Below are 17006 nucleotides of genomic sequence, written 5' to 3'. Positions count from 1 at the left end.
AATGGTCACGCTATTCAGCGTAGTGAATCCCGAAGCTGCCAGTAAAGCCAACTTTCCAGTGCTTTTGGCTCAAGCGCCTTTGAGTAATAGTAACCCTGGGCCTGATCGCAGCCGTAACTTTGCAGCAGATGGTTGGTATCGGCATCCTCCACGCCTTCAGCAATGACAATATAGTCGAGGTTTTTAAGCATTTGAATGACGCTGCGGGCAATAATTCGCGTCGCGGTATTGCCAGATAATTCACGAATCAGCGACTGGTCGAGTTTAATAACATCAAGCGGCATTCTTCGCAGATAGCTAATATTGCTATAGCCTGCGCCGAAATCATCCAGGGCGATGACGAACCCGCGCAGCTTAAGCATCTCAAGACCATATAAGGCAGTGCGATTCTCGACAATACGATCGGTTTCCAGACACTCTATTCCCAGCAGGGAGGTTGGCAGGCCAGCCTGGAACATTTTATCCTCCAGCCTGTCGGCGAAGCCATCCTGAGAGAAATCGGCGATCCTGATATTAATGGAGACCGGCAGGAGCAGGGCGGTTGCCTGCCACATTGAGAGTTGCTTAATAACCCCGTGGATGACCCAGTCGGACAGCTTAGTCATAAGCTCGGTGTTATCGATCAGGGGTAAGAACAGTGAGGGAGAGAGTTCGCCATAGACCGGATGATGCCAGCGGATTAGGGCTTCCAGCCCAACGGGCTTACCGCTCGACATGCTAACTTTGGGCTGGTAGACAAGATAAAGCCCCGCATCCTGCTCCAGCGCGCGGGTCAGATCATCAACAAGCGAGACGGCCGCATATTTCCGCGAGTTGATGACATCATCAAAGGTACAGGCAGGGATTTTCAGGTTAATGCCTTCATTCAGCGCGCTGATACCCCTTCTGAGGATTTCATGGGCGGGTTGAGCGACCGGGTCGAAGGTGACTTCGCCGGTATAAACCGCCAGCTCTATAGAGATCGTTTCTTCGACGTGCGCGCATACGCCCTGTAGCTTTCGGCTAATCTCACTGGCGGTATACGCGCCAGACGCAGGAATGAGAATGGCGAACCGGCCGGTAGCAACCGTATAAAGCAGCTGGCTGGGTGCCAGCCTGAGCCGAAGGCGCAGAAGTATCGCCATATCGCGCAGAAGCGCTTCAACCGCTGCCATTCCTAATGATTTGGCCAGCTCATAGGCGCGAGACATCTCCATACAGTCAATCAGTACCAGACGGTATTCACTTTTTTGTCCCCCTGGTGCCAGCAGCTGGAGATCGCGCAATAACCGCTCTCTGTTTGGCAGGTCTGTCGCCGGGTCGACAAATCCGGCCGAATGCCAGGCTTCCAGGAAAGAGATCACCAGCCCCGCCAGGAGTTTTAGCGTTTTAATTTTCTCGTCACTAAAGGGGTGGGCGACGGTATCCGTTACACATAATGTGCCAAGCGTAACACCATCGCGGTTTTTAAGTGGAACGCCAGCATAGAACCGGATATAAGGATAACCCAGCGTGAGGGGATGCTTAAAAAATACCGGGTCGTTATAGGTATCTGGAATAATAAGTTCACGCCCGCTTTCAAAAACGAACCGGCAAAAAGCATCTTCTCGCGGGCCTTTACGCAGGGGGAAATTGTGCGCGGCTTTAATGTATTGGTTTTCATCATCCAGCACGGAGATGAAACTTCCCGGTATACCTAATGCCTGTCCGGCAAGTTTAACGAACCTGACCAGCACGTCATCCCGACTTTCATCGTGCATTATCAGGGCATTGATTGCCCTGCACTTATTATCTTCGCCAGTCAGATTGAACAGCATGCCCGCCTCCTCCCCTCACCCGGTGAGAGGATAATGACCAAAAAACCAACGCCTTGTTTTATAATATGAATTTATTAAATTCAGCTTTCGCTAATTCTATTCTTTTTTTTGGATTAAGTCATTAGGCAGATATGTAAAAAATATGCAATTTTTTCGGGTGATCGCTATTAATTGGCTTTAAGGAGTAAAACCGCTGTAAGGGGGAAACAAGATTTGGCTTAAAGGATTGTCTGCGTCTCAAAAATGCGTATTGAGATTAGCATTACACCTTTCCCTGGTCTTTTCCCCCGTACGAAAAAGTGGGTTAAAAATATAAAAAATAAATTAGCGGCTTTCTCTGGCAGTCGCCAACCATTTTCTAATATCACCGTTATCCGATCCCACTTCTTTAATGGCGCGATTAAGGTTGTCCTGCGTTGTATTAAGTTCATGTGTCCAGAAAGATATTTCCCACTGTTCATTAGCTTCAACAATCTGTCGATTGGTCGGTTCCCGGCGTTTAAAATATTTACTCATCGCTGCATTCTCCTGCGAACAGTACCTGATATTAATCGAACTGAGAGATTAATGGGTGAGCAATACTTTACATGAGAGCAGGAGAAGGGTGAGGAGATAATTCCTGAAAATAATATTTTTCTTTTTTTATGGAATAATCCTGGTTATGCCGCCAGTACTACAGAGTGAATAAATGCTTTTACTCTTTTGTAAAGAGGGTTTGATGCTTTCTATCCGATCCGTGAGCCCCCACCGTTATTAGGTTTAAGAAAAGGTTTAAAATTATAATGTTACAATTTAATTGACGGGAAAATGAAAAGGCGCCTGCTTGTCTCAGGCTGTTAACCCCCCCGGTTTATACCCGGTCAAACAGATGTTTATCAGGGGGTTATGTATTACAGCAAGAGAGCAGGGAAATGGGTTTCGTTATTTACCACTGGTCTGTTACAATCACAAAATAATTTTTTGTCTTTAATTTGCTAAATTTAACCGGGTGGATGCTATAAAATGAATCAGTACAGATATTACCAGACCTCACTGGAGAATAAACGGAGTTTGCATTATATCCATCATGAAGCTTGTCCATTGCTTAGAAAATGCAAAGACGCTTCATTTTTAGGCACTTTCTATTCAATGAAACACGCAAAGCAATATGCAACCACTCATCATTTAAGTGGTCATGCCTGTGTCGACTGTATGATGATTGAGATCGGCAGTGGTGCAAAAACAGCCTAAAAACGTACACTTTTTCTTCCTGGTAATACCTCATGCTGTGAGGTTTTATTCTCACCCCCGACCGCTTTTCGTCCATTCAGGCGTGCCTGAAGAGCAGCTCACGCCATCACAGGGTGCATCCTTTTAAACCTTTTGCTCGTGGGTACCCTGCAAACATGCACCTGGCTGCTTTTTATGCGCATTTATAAAAATAATATACGTTTTCTATTAAAGCCAAATTTAATGAAATTATCTGATGAATCAGGTAATTAGTTGTCTATTTCTGCCGATATTGTAGACAGTTATCGCCCGGCTGTAAAAAAACCCTACTAAAATTAATGATATAACGCTAACCTCTTAATTACCTCTAAAGCAAAGCTAATGTATTACTTCTAAGTGCCGATATTATTACTGATGAATTTTACGTGATGGATAAAAGTGCAAGCCTTTATCCCCTCTGGTTCAACAGGATGATGACATCATGCCTCTCTTACCTTTTTTTTATAATTTGAAAGTCAGCGCAAAACTGGGTTTTGGCTTTTTTATCGCCATTGTTGCGATGATCGCCATGGCCGTTATTACCGCCAGCTGCCTGAATACCATTCAGGACAACTCCAGCCGCCGCACCATTACGGTAGATATGGTCGGCACTTTTGATAAAGCCCGTCTTAACCGCACGTTGTATCAATATACTAATGAGCAGCAGTATGCGGATAAAAACGCGGAAGCATTGCAGGAGCTGAGAAAACAGTTTAGCCGGGTCAGTGCATTCAAATGGTTACCGGAGGGCAAAGAAGCCCTGCGCGGCGTAAAAGAGGCGATGGAGATCTATGTAAAGCAGCGAAACCTCCTTTTCGCGGATATGAAAGAGATGATGGATCGCAGCGAGACGCTGCAAATCCTCCCCTTTTATATTATCGCCAAACAGCTTGATAAGATCGCGCTTCGCCCGGACATGACCACCGATGAAGCGCTTAATCTGCAACGTCTTTCCTCAGAGCTGAAAGAAATTGCTATGCTGACGGCCTCCTTTTCCCGCCTGCCTGACAGTAGCTCGGCGGAACTGATTCAGGCGCTGGAGAGAGCCGCAGCTGATGCCGTGCCGATGGCGACCGATACCGGCGATATTGCCACGTTAAAAAATCATGCGATGGCGGCCCTACAGCAGGGCCAGCAAAGCATCAGCGCGTATATTACCATCTGGCATAATCATAATACTGCCGCCAAAACGCTGGTTCAGGATGGTCAGAACTTTGATGCCGCAATAGCCGTCCTTTTTGACTATCAAAAAAATATCTCCTCCCGCTTTGTCAGTCAGTCAAAATGGACCATTGGGATGGTGTCAATCATCGGCATGATCCTCAGTATTCTGCTTGCGTGGCAAATAACCCGTAGCATTACCCGGCCATTATCCGCCACGCTGGGCCTGGCGCTGAAAATCTCCAGCGGTGATTTAAGTCAGGAGATCGTTTCACAGCGCAAAGATGAGCCTGGGCTGCTATTGCAGGCCGTTAATGAGATGAGTCGTAACCTGAAGGACATCATTCTTAACGTCCGTAACGGGGTGGAGCATGTTAACCACGCCTCGTCAGAAATTGCCGCCGGCAATGAAGAACTCTCCTCGCGCACCGAAGAGCAGGCTGCCGCCGTGTCACAAACCGCTTCCAGCATGGAAGAACTCTCCTCAACGGTGAAACTCAACAGTGAAAATGCGCTGCATGCCAGCAGGCTGGCCAGTGACGCCACGCAGATTGCGACCCAGGGCGGCAATGTTGTTGAGGGCGTCGTGCAGACGATGGAGGATATCCGCGTAAGTTCGTTGCGCATATCGGAGATAACCTCAGTGATAAACGGCATTGCGTTCCAGACCAATATTCTGGCGCTGAACGCCGCCGTTGAGGCGGCCCGCGCGGGCGAAAGCGGCCGTGGGTTCGCCGTGGTGGCCGGAGAGGTCAGAAATCTCGCACAGCGCAGCGCCTCGGCGGCGAAAGAAATTGAGGGGCTGATTAAAGAATCGGTCCGACAGGTTAATGCCGGTAGCGCGCAGGTTGATAACGCCGGTAATACGATGAGTGACATTATCAAGGCGGTGGCACAGGTGAGCGAGATAATGCACGAAATCGCCTCGGCGTCGGATGAACAGAACCGGGGTATCGCCCAGATTAATCAGGCCATGGCGGAGATGGACACCACCACTCAACAGAACGCCTCCCTGGTGGAAGAGTCCGCTGCGGCGGCTGACTCTCTGCGTGAGGAAGCGGGTCGGCTCGACAGCGTTATCTCCGTTTTTACCACCGGAGAAGAGACGGCCGCGCGGAAAGTGGTGCCGGGTGCTACCCGCAGACCGCTTCTCAACGCTGACCTGCCCGCGCAGGCCGATGCGCGCTGGGAGTCCTTTTAAGCCCCAGGTTCCGACGGGTTTATAACCTTAAAGTTATGGCGTGTTTTGCCGATAACCCGCCATCAAAGAATAAGTCAAATAATATGAGCCTGCAGAGAGCCGTCCTATGAGTTCGCATACATCGCTACACTGTACGACTACGGAATATGTTCTTGATAATGACACCACGCTGATGACCACCACGGATCCTCACGGGAATATCACCTATGCCAACAAAAGTTTTGTTGAGGTGAGTGGCTATGAGCAAAATGAAATTGAAGGCCAGCCACATAATATGGTTCGCCATCCGGATATGCCTAAAGCCGCATTTCATGATATGTGGTTCACCATTAAGCAGGGGCTGCCCTGGACCGGGCTGGTGAAGAATCGCAGGAAAAACGGCGATTACTATTGGGTCCGCGCCAACGTCGTGCCCATTATCAGGAATAACACCATCACCGGCTATATGTCGGTGCGCATCAAGCCCGCAGTGGCAGAAATTGAGGCGGCCGAACGGCTTTACGCCAGAATGCGAGAAGGGAAATTGCAGCACCATCGGCTGTATAAAGGCTTACTGCTGAAAACGGGAATAGCAAAAGGTTTTTCGGCGTTAAAAGTGATGCCGCTGCGCTGGCGGGTCCGCAGCAGCACCGGCCTTTTCTGGCTGTTTACCCTGCTCAGTTATCTGATGACCGGCCTGCATGGCCAGGCGCTGGCCTTCGCTGCCGTCTCTTCCCTGCTGGCGGCCATCGCCGTCAGTGCCTGGCTTGAATGGCAGATTGTTCATCCGCTGGAAAAAATGAGCAGTGTCGCGCTGAAGGTCGCAACGGGCGCTGAGACCCAGGTCGATCCGATTGACCGCGTTGATGAGATCGGCATGACGCTTCGTGCTGTCGGACAGCTTGGGCTGATGTTTCGCTGGCTGGTCAATGATGTCCAGGAACAGGTGACTGACGTGCACCACGCCAGCGATCGGCTGGCAACGGACAGTGAAAAAATAGCATCGCGCACCGAACATACTGCCGACAGCGTGCAGCAGACCGCTGCCGCAATGGAGCAAATCACCCGGGCGGTGGAAAACAATGTCGCCAGCACCGATAAGGCAAACAGTTTCTCTGTTACCGTTAGTGATGCCGCGTTCAAAGGGCGGGAATCTATGCTCAGCGTGGTCGACACCATGAATAAGATAGCGGGCAGCTCAACCCAGATTTCGACGATGATTGCGCTTATCGACAGTATTGCCTTTCAGACCAACATTCTGGCGCTTAATGCTGCGGTTGAAGCGGCGCGCGCCGGCGAGCAGGGCAGAGGCTTCGCCGTGGTCGCCAGCGAGGTACGTAACCTGGCGAACCGCAGTGCATCGGCCGCGCAGGAGATACGCCAGCTGATCGAGGCCAGTACGCAAAACATACAGGCCGGCACCCGTCAGGTCAGCGATGCAGGCGAAGCGATCACTCAAATGGTGGATAAGGTGCAGAACGTTAAAGACCTGCTGAATGAAATTAGCCATGCGACGCATGAGCAGGGAGCCGGTCTGAGCCAGGTGGCGCGGGCGGTGGAAGCGCTGGATCAGAACACCCGACAGAATACCTCCCTCGCAGAGGAGAGTATGCGGGGAGCATCGGGCATGAAAACCCAGGCAAGACGCCTGGTGAATGCGGTTAAGGTCTTCAGCTAAGTCAGAACGCGGTGCCGCCCCCGGATAGGGAGGGCGGTGCCGCACGTCTTTACGGCGCGGTGCTGTCGGGCAGCCAGCGCACGTCCGTTGCCTCTTTATCGTAGTGCAGGGAAGAGGGCAGGGTAATAAGCTCTATCAGCACGCCAAAGGGCGTGTGGCAGAACCAGGTCTGATTGCCTTCACCCTCTTCCTGCGCAAAGCAGGGATTGGGGCCGTCAAACATCTCCCCGCCGTGACGCCGCAGCGCTTCCCCGGCCTGGTTGATATCATCCACGTAGATTGAGAAGTGGTTAACGCCCGCCTGACTGATATTGGCGGCTTTATCATCGACGCCGGGATCGATCTGAAACAGTTCGACATTGCAACCATTGCCAAGCCGCATCATCACCAGACCCACCACCTTCATCTGCGGCGGAAAACCGTTCAGCGGCGTCATATCTTTACCCTCTACCTGCTTGTCAGGCTGGCCTGGCGGCACGATACGGTACAACACGCTGGCACCCAGCGCGTTAATGAAAAATTGCTCGGCGGCGGGCAGGTCTGAAACGGTAAGGCCAATATGCTCGATTCCTCTGACAATCATAATCTTTCCCGGTAGTTAACGAATGACTACCAAGCATAGATAAGAATGGATAGCGTCGTGGAGCCTGTTCATGTCTCGTCACAAAATCGCTGCCCGCTTGCCACTGCGTGAGGCAGCCCGGTAAAGGGCCGCGGCCCGCTGAGTTAGCTAAATACCGCGACCGCCTTACCGAGGTTTTCTGCCTGCTCCTCAAGTGACTGGGCCGCAGCGGAAGCTTCTTCCACTAAGGCAGCATTTTGCTGGGTGACTTCATCCATCTGTGACAGCGCAACGTTAATCTGAGAGATCCCCATGCTTTGCTCCTGGCTCAGGGTGGAGATCTCCTTCGTCAGGTCATTCACTTCCTCGACAGAGTGTCTGACTTTCTCCATGCGCTCATTGACCTGCGTTGCCTGTTCTGCGCCGCGCGCGATCAGCTGGGCCGAACTTTCGATTAGCGCCTTAATCTCTTTAGCCGAGGTGGACGATCGCTGCGCCAGCGTCCGTACCTCACTGGCCACCACCGCAAAGCCACGGCCCTGCTCACCGGCTCTTGCGGCCTCGACGGCGGCGTTAAGCGCCAGAATGTTGGTCTGAAAGGCAATGCCCTCAATCACGCTGGTAATGTCGGAAATCCGCGTGGAACCCTGACTGATCTCCTCCATGGTGGAGAGCATGGTTTTGACGGTGATATCGCTGTTTTTAACCTGCTGTCCGGCCTGCCCGGCGAGCTGGCTGACGCGAAGCGTGCCTTCCGTGGTCTGCTTCACCGCTTCGGTCATAGTCTGCATGCTGGCGGTGGTTTGCGTCAGCGAGGCGGCCTGTTCCTCGGTGCGCGAGGAGAGATCAATATTTCCGGCCGCGATCTCTCGCGAGGCCACATTTACCGACTCGGCTGAGGTGATAACCGTCGCCAGCACTGAACGAAAGCGCCCGGTCAGGGAATTGAACGCCGTTGCGGCCTGGGCCAGCTCATCGCGCCCTTTAACGGGCATGGTACGGCTCAGGTCGAGTGAATCACTGATTTCAGCCAGGGTGTTTTTCATCAAATGCAGTCCACGGCGGATCCTGAACATGGTGATGAAACCAAAAACACCGGGCAGCAAAATACTGGCTAACACCACCGCCAGCATCATATGTAATGAGTGGTTGTACGCTTTATCGCCATTCTGCTTCAGGCGCTCGCCCAGCTGAACGTTCCAGGCGATCTGCTCCTGTAGATCCTTAACGACCCGGCCAATGGCCTGTGCCATGCCGTCCGGACTGTCAAAGCGGGCCAGCGCCTGGACATTGTTATCCTGGCGTGAGTAGGCATAAAAATCGGGCAGCATCCGCTCCACCGTGGCCAGATCCTCTGCGGTGTGCAAAGCCAGCTCGCCGTCATGCTGGTCCTTGAGGTTATTCTGGCGGTAGGCAGCGATTAACGCTTTCATCGTGGGTAGCAGCGTGGCGATACTGCTTTCTGACGCCGACCACTGCGCATCGTTATTACCCAGCATATGGCGGTTTAACTGCAGGCGAAGCGCGCCAGCCTGGCTAACAATCTTGTTGATATTAATAATGCTCTGAACGTTGTTATGCTCAACGTAAGTAAAGCGTGCCTGTGAGGCTGACAGATCATACAGGGCGTAGCCGGATAAAATAATTATCGCGGCCAACAGACAGCCAAAGGCGAGTGAAAGACGCTGAGTAATAGTCATAAAAGTTTCCATGGTGCTGGCAAAAAAAAATGTTAGAGCTTTGTGCCCCGGCATTTAAGGTGAACAGGCGGGGCGTGCAGGCCTTATAGATGACCCCTCCGCCTGAGGCGGATCGATCGGTCAGACTACTTATCGGCAATATATAGCGGTAAATTATATTGTGCGCGACTTAATAGTCGGTAAAATAGGTAACCCCATGTAACTGTCACCTTACCCGATCGGACACAAAGACGGAGAAAAGCGCCACTGAACGCTATACTTTGCCTGTGAATTAAGAGTGAGGGCCGTTGAAATAAGAGCCTTGCCCCGTTAACAAGGGGGGAGACCGCAGAAACACGTTTGTTCCTCCTGGATGGGCGAACAAACGTGCGCTGATGTGAAAGGAACTGTTAATAATGCTGTCGACGCTGATCTACCGAAGCCGCCTGAGTCCAGGCGTTACGCTGCCACGACTTTATCAGCTTGCTGATAAGGCACGAGTCAATAATGCCTCTCTGGAGGTAACGGGCATTCTTCTGTTTGACGGTGATTATTTCCTCCAGATTCTTGAAGGCCCGCTCAGCGCCGTGAATACCCTCTATGAACATATTTGCGAGGATCCCCGGCATTATCACATCGTCCAGCTGATGCGGGATTATGCCTCTGCGCGTCGCTTCGGTAAGTTGGGAATGGAGCTTTTAGATCTGCGCGACCATGCGCAGGAAACGGTGATGCAAACCGTTTTACAGCACGGGACCTCGAAATATCAGCTCAGTTACGACGATCGGGTTTTGAAGTTTATTGAAACTTTTGTCACCGGCGGCGGCAGAGATAACCGCCCGGAGAGCGACGACGCGCGTCACTGGCATCTGGTATCAGAGGCGTGTTATCAAACCCAGGACGATGCCCCTTCAGAAGCCGCACCCTGTCAGTTTGCCTTTCAGCCCATCGTGGAGCCGTTGAAGCGTACGATAAGCTCGCTGGAGGCGCTGATTCGCAGCCCCTCAGGTGGCCCGGCACAGGACTATTTTGCTTCGCTTCCTCCCGAAAAGCTGTATGAAGCGGATCTCCAGTCGAAATACTGGGCGCTGAAGCAGGCCAAAAAAATGGGTATCGGGCGTAATAAAATTTCGCTTAACCTGCTGCCTATGTCGCTGGTGGTGGTGCCGGATGCGGTTGATATCCTTCTCGATCAGATTGCCCGCAACGGGCTGATCCCGGATCAGGTTATCGTGGAAGTGACCGAGGATGAGGTGATATCCCGGTTCGACGAGTTTGAGCGGGCGATGCGTCAGCTGCGCTGCTCGGGGATTAGCCTGGCCATTGATGACTTTGGTGCAGGGTTTGCGGGATTGTCACTGCTGTCCCGTTTTCAGCCCGACAAGCTAAAAATCGACCGCAGCCTGATTACCGATATTCATCATGACGGACCGAAACAGGCAATCGTTCAGGCGATTATCACCTGCTGTTCGGCGATGGAAATTGGCATAGTGGCCGAAGGGGTAGAGAAGATTGAAGAGTGGCGCTGGCTGGAAGCGGCAGGTATTCAGCGCTTTCAGGGGTATCTGTTTGCCCGGCCTCAGCTTGGCGGTATCGCACCTGTTGCCTGGCCTTACCGACGAGAACCTTAATCCTTTATGGCCGTGGAATCGCTATCTGCGGGCGGCATGACATATAAAAAGAGCCTCCGAAGAGGCTCTTTTTACGGGCGGAAGATTACTTAGGAAATTCGCTCATTTCCTTCACTTCGCTTTTATTGATCTGCTGGTGCTTACCGTTAGCATCGGTATATTGGATCAGGCCCGTGTTGCTATCTTCCGCAGGCTTGCCATCGCTGACTAAAGTGCGTCCGTCATTGGTGTGAATAGCATAACTGCTACGCGTACAACCGGAGAGCGCGGCAATACAAACCAGCGCGGCAACAGGCAAATAGATCATTTTTTTCATGTGTTGCTCCTGCTTATTAGTTATTTAATTCACTCATGTTTTTAACCTGATTACGGTTAATCTGCTCGGTCTTACCCGTCTGGGCATCCTTATAGGAAACCAGTCCGGTATCGCTATCCACCTGCGGCTTACCATCGGTCACGATAGTTCTGCCATCGGTGGTCTTAATTGCCTGGTTTGAAGAACACCCGGCAACAAAAAGCAGTGATAACGCAGTCAGCGTTGCTACAGAGAGTAATTTTACGTTCATATGTTCATCCCAACATTAAGCACAGTGAAAAAGATAACTGTAAGGTATTAAGCGTAGACGATATTTTCATTTTGTCTTCCCATTACCATGCCATCCCGCAGATTTAGCACCCAATGCAAAACGGGCATAACGGACAGATCCTTCTTCCGCTGGCGGATCCCGACCGGTCAGTACCAGCAATTACGCGCACTCATCGCAGTCCGGACTTTATTCGCTATCGGTCTGCGGCGTCTCAACCGAACCGGCTGGCGGCACCCGCTTCGGGACGGCTTTTGCTTTTTGTTCCGCCTTAAGGAAGCCGACAATGTTGGCGTCCATCTTCTCCAGAATGTCGGATACCTGCGCAATCTCCTGGGATGAAATGCCCCGACAGGTGACCTCAAGCAGCCCTCGCATATCCGCGTCGAACTTTTCCAACTCCTGACGTGAGGTCGGAGTGAGAAAGAGATTCAAAATACGGCGATCCAGGCTGCTTTTACGCCGCTCAATCAGCGCCTGCGCTTCCAGATCGTTCAGCACGCGTGCCAGCGTGATGGGCGCAACATCCAGGATTTCAGCCAGCTCGGCCTGTTTGATACCCTCATTTCTTTCCAGATGAAAGAGTACGCGCGCCTGGGCGATGGTCAGATGCTCGTGATGAAAGAGCGTTTCACCCAGCTTAAGCAGGTTGCGGCGGATATCACCCAGTAAAAACATAAAATTCTGGGAGTTCAAAATAGTTCCTATAGTTTTTGATAATAATTATAAGCTATGCTTACAATCTTAACGTGAGAGGGCGTTCCACATGGTGGTGTACCCCGGCTTATTAACCCCACTATTGGCTCTTTTTAGGATGCAGTAAATCACCATGTCAGAACCTCAGCTGTTAAAACCGTTACCCGACTGGACGGATGATGAAAAACCGTCGATGCCAGGATCGCCTTCAACGCCCTCTCACTCGTTCCCCATCCGCATCGCGTACGGACTGGTGGCCTTACTGATTGGGTTAACCGGTGGACTGGGAACGGCCCTCGTCAGTGCCAATCTGCCTGCCATACAGGGTTCTCTGGGGCTGACTCCCGTTGAAGGAAGCTGGCTGACCGCCGCCTATCTGATGGTCAACGTCTCGGCAAACCTGCTGGTATTTAAGTTCCGTCAGCAGTATGGCATGCGCCTGTTTGCCGAGATCGGTCTGACCCTCTATGCCGTATTTACCTTACTGCATCTGTTTGTGGACAGCTTTGCCATGGGGGTGATGGTGCGTGCCGCCAGCGGTTTTGCTGGCGCATCGGTCAGTTCTCTCGCCATTTTCTATATGTTACAGGCCGTTGGCAAGGCGCGTATGGTCAATGGCCTTATTCTTGGGCTGGGTATCTCCCAGCTGGCTACGCCGCTGGCGTGGATCCTGTCACCCGCGCTGAGCGACGTTGGGCAGTGGCATGTGCTCTACCAGTTTGAAGCCGGCCTGGCAGTCTGTTCGCTGGCCGCCGTCGTTTCACTCAAATTGCCGCCGGGCATTCTGATCAAAACCTTTGAAAAAACCGACTTTATCACCTTCCTGCTGATTGGTTCAGGGCTGGCCCTGTTCTGCGCCGTGCTGATACAGGGCGTAAATCAGTGGTGGTTCAATGCCCGCTGGATAGGTCTCGCGCTGGCGGCAGGCTGGGTGCTTATTCTCGGCGGTGGCGTGATTGAACACTATCGCCGGGCGCCGCTTATCCAGACGCGCTGGCTGCTTTCCATTTCCACGCTGCGCTTTGCCTTTGGCGCGTTTACCATGCGTTTCCTGCTGTCAGAGCAGACTTACGGTGCGGTCGGGATGCTGCGCAGCTTTGGCATGGTTCAGGACCAGCTACAGATCCTCTATGCCGCCATTCTGGCCGGACTGCTGGTCGGTATTATCGGCAGCGCCGCACTGTTTAACCCTAAGACCATGGTGCTGCAAATTTTGCTGGCCGTGGTGCTGATTATCATCGGCAGTTCGCTCGATCATCTCTCCACCAATCTGACGCGTCCGGTCAATATGCTGTTCAGCCAGTTCCTGATCGCCATGGCATCCGGGATTTTCCTGGGGCCGATGATGCTGATGGGGGTAATGAGCGCACTGAAAAATGGCCCCGCCTGGATCGTCTCTTTTGCCGTACTGTTTTCGGTTTCGCAGAACTTCGGCGGCCTGGCCGGCCCAGCGCTGCTGGGAACGATGAAGGTTTATCGTCAGCAGGCTTACACCACCCAGCTGAATGAGGATCTACAGTCGACGCGGCCACAGGTGACCGAGCGCACCACCCTTTACAGTAACAGCTACGCGGGCACCCTGACCGATCCGCAGTTGCGAAATGCCCAGGGCGGCGCGCAGCTTTCACAGGTGGTGAGTCAGGAAGCCAGCATCCGGGCGTTTAACGATATTTTTGTCCTGACCGGCACGATGGCAATGGGCTTCCTCGGCTGGTCCCTTTTTCACGTGCTGCGGCTTGCCCGGCAGAAAAAAAACGCCTCCACCCCCTCCCGTCATGAACCCGATAAGGAAAAAAACTGATGCCTGATAGCCATCCTGAAGCGCCGCGCAAAGCATCGCCAGCGCGCGAAGACGTCAGCGCTGAACCTACCGCTCCGCCTAAAATCATTAAGCCGCAGCGGCGCACGCTGATTATTATGGCGTTTGTGGCGCTGGCCGGCGTGCTGCTTATCCTCTCTGCCTGGCGTATCTGGCCTTTTAATAATGGCCTGATGCGCACCGATAATAGCTACGTGCGCGGCAAAATGACCGTACTGGCACCCCAGGTCAGTGGTTATGTGACCGGGGTGCTGGTCAGGGATTATGAAACGGTCAAGGCAGGACAGCCGCTGGTACGCATCGACCCGCGAAACTACCTGACGAAACGCGATGAAGCGGCAGGTCAGCTAAAGAACGCGCGGGCAGAGCTGGCAAAATCCCATCAGACCCTGGCGCAAAACAGGGCGACCATTGGAGCACGGACGGCAGATTTGGAAGCGGTGAAAGCCGAAAACCAGCGTTCGCTGCTGGATGAAAAGCGCGTTCGTCGCCTGGCCGAAAATGGCTCTGTATCCACGCGTGAACGGGACCAGGCGGTGGCACAGGCGCGGCTTGCCCGGGCTAACGTCGCCAAGGCCGAGGCCGATCTCAGCATTGCGGTAGAGACTGAGAAGTCGACCCAGGTCGCGCAGGAAGGGCTGGCTGCGCAGGTTGAAATTGCCCAGGCGCGGCTGCGCCAGGCAGAAATCGATCTCGCCAATACCGTTATTGTCGCACCGCGTAACGGCACGCTGGGCGAGGCGAGCGTGCGTCAGGGACAATACGTGACCGCCGGTTCACAGCTGATGTATCTGGTGCCTGATGATATCTGGGTGGTGGCGAACTTCAAGGAGACGCAGATCCATAATATGCAGAAGGGAATGCGGGTGACCTTTAGCGTTGACGCACTGGGCGGCGCGACGCTGTCGGGGCATATTAGCGACTTCTCACCGGCGACCGGCTCTGAGTTCAGCCTGCTGCGCGCGGATAATGCGAGCGGTAACTTTACTAAAGTGGTACAGCGGCTACCGGTTAAGATTGTGGTTGATAAGGGACAGCCTCTCTTTGTCCATCTGCGTCCGGGAATGTCTGTCGAAACCAGCGTGGATACCCAGCAGCAGCCAGGAGAAAGCGGGAAATGAGTCAGCCTGCCCACCTTTTTCGTACCCTGCTGCTGGCTACTGCGACGCTGTTAAGTGGGTGCATTCCCGCTTATCAGGCGCCGCCCTCTGACGCAAAGGTCAATTTGCCCGCCGCCTGGCGCGATAATCCGGCGTTTTATATGACGGCACCGGGATCGCCCGCCTGGTGGACCGCCTTTAACGATCCCCAACTGAAGGCGCTGGTGACGGAGGCGCTGCAAAATAATGCCGATCTTGCGGTGGCTGCAACCCGGGTAAGAGAGGCACGAGCCTCCCTGAGCCAGGCGCGTTCAGGCTTTTTCCCCTCGGTTGATCTTGCCGCCAGCGGTCAGTCGGCCCGCAGCCTGACGGTGCTCGGCCCGGGTGAAAGTCGCTCGTGGCAGCCCCAGGCCGAACTGTCGTGGGAGGTTGATTTATGGGGCAAAACGCGCGCGGAAAATCGTACCGCCCAGGCACAGCTGGAAGCGAGTGAAGCGGCGCAGAAGGGGGCGATGCTCTCCGTCGCGTCGGCGACGGCGGAGTCCTATATTGGTCTGCTGGGCATGGATCAGCAGCTAAAACTTACCGAGGACACGGTGGTATCCCGCCGTAAGGCGCTGGATCTCATCCGTTCTCAGGTCGATGGAGGCTACGCTTCTGCGCTGGAGCTGACGCAGGCGGAGTCCGAATATCAGTCCGTGTTACAGTCTGTACCCCGTCTGCAGCAGGCCCTTCGCCAGCAGGAGAATGCGTTGAGCGTGTTAACGGGGCGGGTGCCTGGCAGCATCCGTAAGGGGAGTTTGCAGCATCTTGCCGTTCCAGCGCTGCCAGGAATTGTGCCGTCGGAGCTGCTTCGTCGGCGTCCGGATATTGTGGAAGCCGAAAAAAACCTTATGGCCTCTGATGAGACGCTTCGCGCGCGGCGGGCAGATTTCCTGCCACAGCTTAATCTGAGTGCTTCCATCGGGGAGGTGTATACCAGCGGACTGAATTACGATCCGGTGCGCATCTGGAGCTACGGCGGCAGCGTGCTGGCCCCGCTATTTACCGCCGGACGTTTACAGGCCCGCTATGATGTGGCGATGGCCCAGCGCGATCGCGCAGCCTGGAGCTACCGCGCCACGCTGTTGCAGGCGCTGGATGAGGTCGAGGATGGCTATGCCGCCCAGCATTTCTTACAGGCACAGCGGGCGCACAGCGACATGCGGGTTGCCACATTAATCCGCTCGCTCAGCGTGGCGCAGGACCGTTATCAAAACGGCTATGCATCTTATCTGACGGTGCTGGATGCGCAGCGGAGTTTATATAGCAGCCAGCTGGATAATATTTCTCTGCTACAGGATTATCTGGTGAGCTATGTGACGCTTTATCGCGCGCTGGGCGGGAACATAAGCCAGGCGAAGGGTAACAGCCAGCAATAGACGCGTGCGGAGCAGACCCGGACGGTTTTGCGGCTGGGGAGGTCACACGCGGTGAGGCTGCCAGGGCTTACCGCTCTTTGTCTGGCCCGACCCCAACGCTGAAGCCTCCCCCAGGGCCATCCCTTACGCCTCATCCGTGACCATCCCTTGCGCCTCTCCTGTGTCCATCCCTTACGCCTCATCCGTGACCATCCCTTGTGCCCCCAGAGTCTCCCTCCCTTATGCCCCGGCTCGCGCATCCATGCGCCCAACGGCCTGCCCGGCGACGTAGCGCCACCCGTTGCACTCCTGGGTACACCTCTTTCCCCGCCCGGTAAATTATTCCAGATCGACTTGTTGCGTGAAAATGCAATTTTCAATTACCGGGCGTAAATTAATCTTTAGTAAAGCTGGTGGTGTTTTAATATTGAACAGACAGACTTAAAATGTACAGCTAACACAGCCTTATACG

General features: G+C 53.5%; 13 protein-coding genes. 6 read left to right on the top strand and 7 right to left on the bottom strand.

Annotation, left to right across the window (positions count from 1 at the left end):
* Positions 1-14 precede the first annotated feature (14 nt).
* Together AC4PCC_RS16885 and AC4PCC_RS16880 are read right to left on the bottom strand one after the other, a co-directional pair.
* The gene (locus AC4PCC_RS16885; protein WP_492125294.1) at positions 15-1796 is read right to left on the bottom strand and encodes a sensor domain-containing phosphodiesterase; all 1782 of its coding nucleotides are present in this window, start codon (positions 1794-1796) and stop codon (positions 15-17) included.
* 324 nt (positions 1797-2120) lie between these two features.
* On the bottom strand, positions 2121-2312 hold the full coding sequence (locus tag AC4PCC_RS16880) for a DUF3606 domain-containing protein (RefSeq protein WP_492125293.1): 192 nt from the start codon (positions 2310-2312) through the stop codon (positions 2121-2123).
* A gap of 1174 nt (positions 2313-3486) precedes the next feature.
* On the opposite strand from AC4PCC_RS16880, the gene AC4PCC_RS16875 reads away from it, so the two are divergent.
* Both AC4PCC_RS16875 and AC4PCC_RS16870 read left to right on the top strand, forming a co-directional pair.
* Entirely contained in the window at positions 3487-5406 is a 1920-nt protein-coding gene (locus AC4PCC_RS16875; protein WP_492125292.1) for a methyl-accepting chemotaxis protein, read from the top strand.
* Positions 5407-5512: 106 nt separating this feature from the next.
* A complete protein-coding gene (locus AC4PCC_RS16870; protein ID WP_492125291.1) occupies positions 5513-7063 on the top strand; it encodes a methyl-accepting chemotaxis protein in 1551 nt (516 codons plus the stop codon).
* Between the two features lie 49 nt (positions 7064-7112).
* Here AC4PCC_RS16870 and AC4PCC_RS16865 read toward each other — a convergent pair whose 3' ends face one another.
* Positions 7113-7646, bottom strand: coding sequence for a VOC family protein (locus AC4PCC_RS16865; protein WP_492125290.1), 534 nt, complete (start codon positions 7644-7646; stop codon positions 7113-7115).
* 143 nt (positions 7647-7789) lie between these two features.
* Positions 7790-9325: a methyl-accepting chemotaxis protein gene (locus tag AC4PCC_RS16860; RefSeq protein WP_492125289.1), complete on the bottom strand. Its 1536-nt coding sequence runs from the start codon at positions 9323-9325 to the stop codon at positions 7790-7792.
* Between the two features lie 395 nt (positions 9326-9720).
* Here AC4PCC_RS16860 and AC4PCC_RS16855 point away from each other — a divergent pair, with 395 nt between their 5' ends.
* Complete coding sequence (locus AC4PCC_RS16855; RefSeq protein ID WP_492125288.1) at positions 9721-10935, top strand: diguanylate phosphodiesterase; 1215 nt, start codon at positions 9721-9723, stop codon at positions 10933-10935.
* Between the two features lie 85 nt (positions 10936-11020).
* On the opposite strand, the gene AC4PCC_RS16850 is transcribed toward AC4PCC_RS16855, so the two are convergent.
* The 3 genes from AC4PCC_RS16850 to AC4PCC_RS16840 all read right to left on the bottom strand — a co-directional run bounded on the left by AC4PCC_RS16850 (position 11021) and on the right by AC4PCC_RS16840 (position 12215).
* Complete coding sequence (locus AC4PCC_RS16850) at positions 11021-11251, bottom strand: YgdI/YgdR family lipoprotein (RefSeq protein WP_067706387.1); 231 nt, start codon at positions 11249-11251, stop codon at positions 11021-11023.
* A gap of 16 nt (positions 11252-11267) precedes the next feature.
* Positions 11268-11501 (bottom strand): YgdI/YgdR family lipoprotein, encoded by a 234-nt coding sequence (locus AC4PCC_RS16845; RefSeq protein WP_067706384.1) that lies wholly within the window; start codon positions 11499-11501, stop codon positions 11268-11270.
* A 207-nt stretch (positions 11502-11708) separates the two neighbouring features.
* Positions 11709-12215: a MarR family winged helix-turn-helix transcriptional regulator gene (locus AC4PCC_RS16840; protein WP_492125287.1), complete on the bottom strand. Its 507-nt coding sequence runs from the start codon at positions 12213-12215 to the stop codon at positions 11709-11711.
* Between the two features lie 133 nt (positions 12216-12348).
* Between AC4PCC_RS16840 and AC4PCC_RS16835 the strand changes: the two genes are divergently transcribed.
* The 3 genes from AC4PCC_RS16835 to AC4PCC_RS16825 are packed head-to-tail and all read left to right on the top strand — an operon-like array spanning position 12349 to position 16555.
* On the top strand, positions 12349-14016 hold the full coding sequence (locus tag AC4PCC_RS16835) for an efflux MFS transporter permease (RefSeq protein WP_492125286.1): 1668 nt from the start codon (positions 12349-12351) through the stop codon (positions 14014-14016).
* Positions 14016-15155, top strand: a complete 1140-nt coding sequence (locus AC4PCC_RS16830; protein ID WP_492125285.1) for an HlyD family secretion protein — start codon at positions 14016-14018, stop codon at positions 15153-15155. Before AC4PCC_RS16835 ends, AC4PCC_RS16830 begins: the two co-directional genes overlap by 1 nt.
* Complete coding sequence (locus AC4PCC_RS16825; protein ID WP_492125284.1) at positions 15152-16555, top strand: efflux transporter outer membrane subunit; 1404 nt, start codon at positions 15152-15154, stop codon at positions 16553-16555. Before AC4PCC_RS16830 ends, AC4PCC_RS16825 begins: the two co-directional genes overlap by 4 nt.
* The last annotated feature ends 451 nt before the right edge of the window (positions 16556-17006 follow it).

It is taken from the genome of Erwinia sp. L03-1, from assembly GCF_058686115.1.
This window is presented reverse-complemented; position numbering and strand designations above follow the sequence as displayed.

Bases quoted from the DNA above. Each gene is read 5' to 3' on its own strand.
- AC4PCC_RS16825 (WP_492125284.1), top strand. From the start codon at position 15,152: ATGAGTCAGCCTGCCCACCTTTTTCGTACCCTGCTGCTGGCTACTGCG.
- AC4PCC_RS16845 (WP_067706384.1), bottom strand. From the start codon at position 11,501: ATGAACGTAAAATTACTCTCTGTAGCAACGCTGACTGCGTTATCACTG.
- AC4PCC_RS16850 (WP_067706387.1), bottom strand. From the start codon at position 11,251: ATGAAAAAAATGATCTATTTGCCTGTTGCCGCGCTGGTTTGTATTGCC.
- AC4PCC_RS16860 (WP_492125289.1), bottom strand. From the start codon at position 9,325: ATGACTATTACTCAGCGTCTTTCACTCGCCTTTGGCTGTCTGTTGGCC.
- AC4PCC_RS16880 (WP_492125293.1), bottom strand. From the start codon at position 2,312: ATGAGTAAATATTTTAAACGCCGGGAACCGACCAATCGACAGATTGTT.
- AC4PCC_RS16855 (WP_492125288.1), top strand. From the start codon at position 9,721: ATGCTGTCGACGCTGATCTACCGAAGCCGCCTGAGTCCAGGCGTTACG.
- AC4PCC_RS16875 (WP_492125292.1), top strand. From the start codon at position 3,487: ATGCCTCTCTTACCTTTTTTTTATAATTTGAAAGTCAGCGCAAAACTG.
- AC4PCC_RS16830 (WP_492125285.1), top strand. From the start codon at position 14,016: ATGCCTGATAGCCATCCTGAAGCGCCGCGCAAAGCATCGCCAGCGCGC.
- AC4PCC_RS16885 (WP_492125294.1), bottom strand. From the start codon at position 1,796: ATGCTGTTCAATCTGACTGGCGAAGATAATAAGTGCAGGGCAATCAAT.
- AC4PCC_RS16865 (WP_492125290.1), bottom strand. From the start codon at position 7,646: ATGATTGTCAGAGGAATCGAGCATATTGGCCTTACCGTTTCAGACCTG.
- AC4PCC_RS16870 (WP_492125291.1), top strand. From the start codon at position 5,513: ATGAGTTCGCATACATCGCTACACTGTACGACTACGGAATATGTTCTT.
- AC4PCC_RS16835 (WP_492125286.1), top strand. From the start codon at position 12,349: ATGTCAGAACCTCAGCTGTTAAAACCGTTACCCGACTGGACGGATGAT.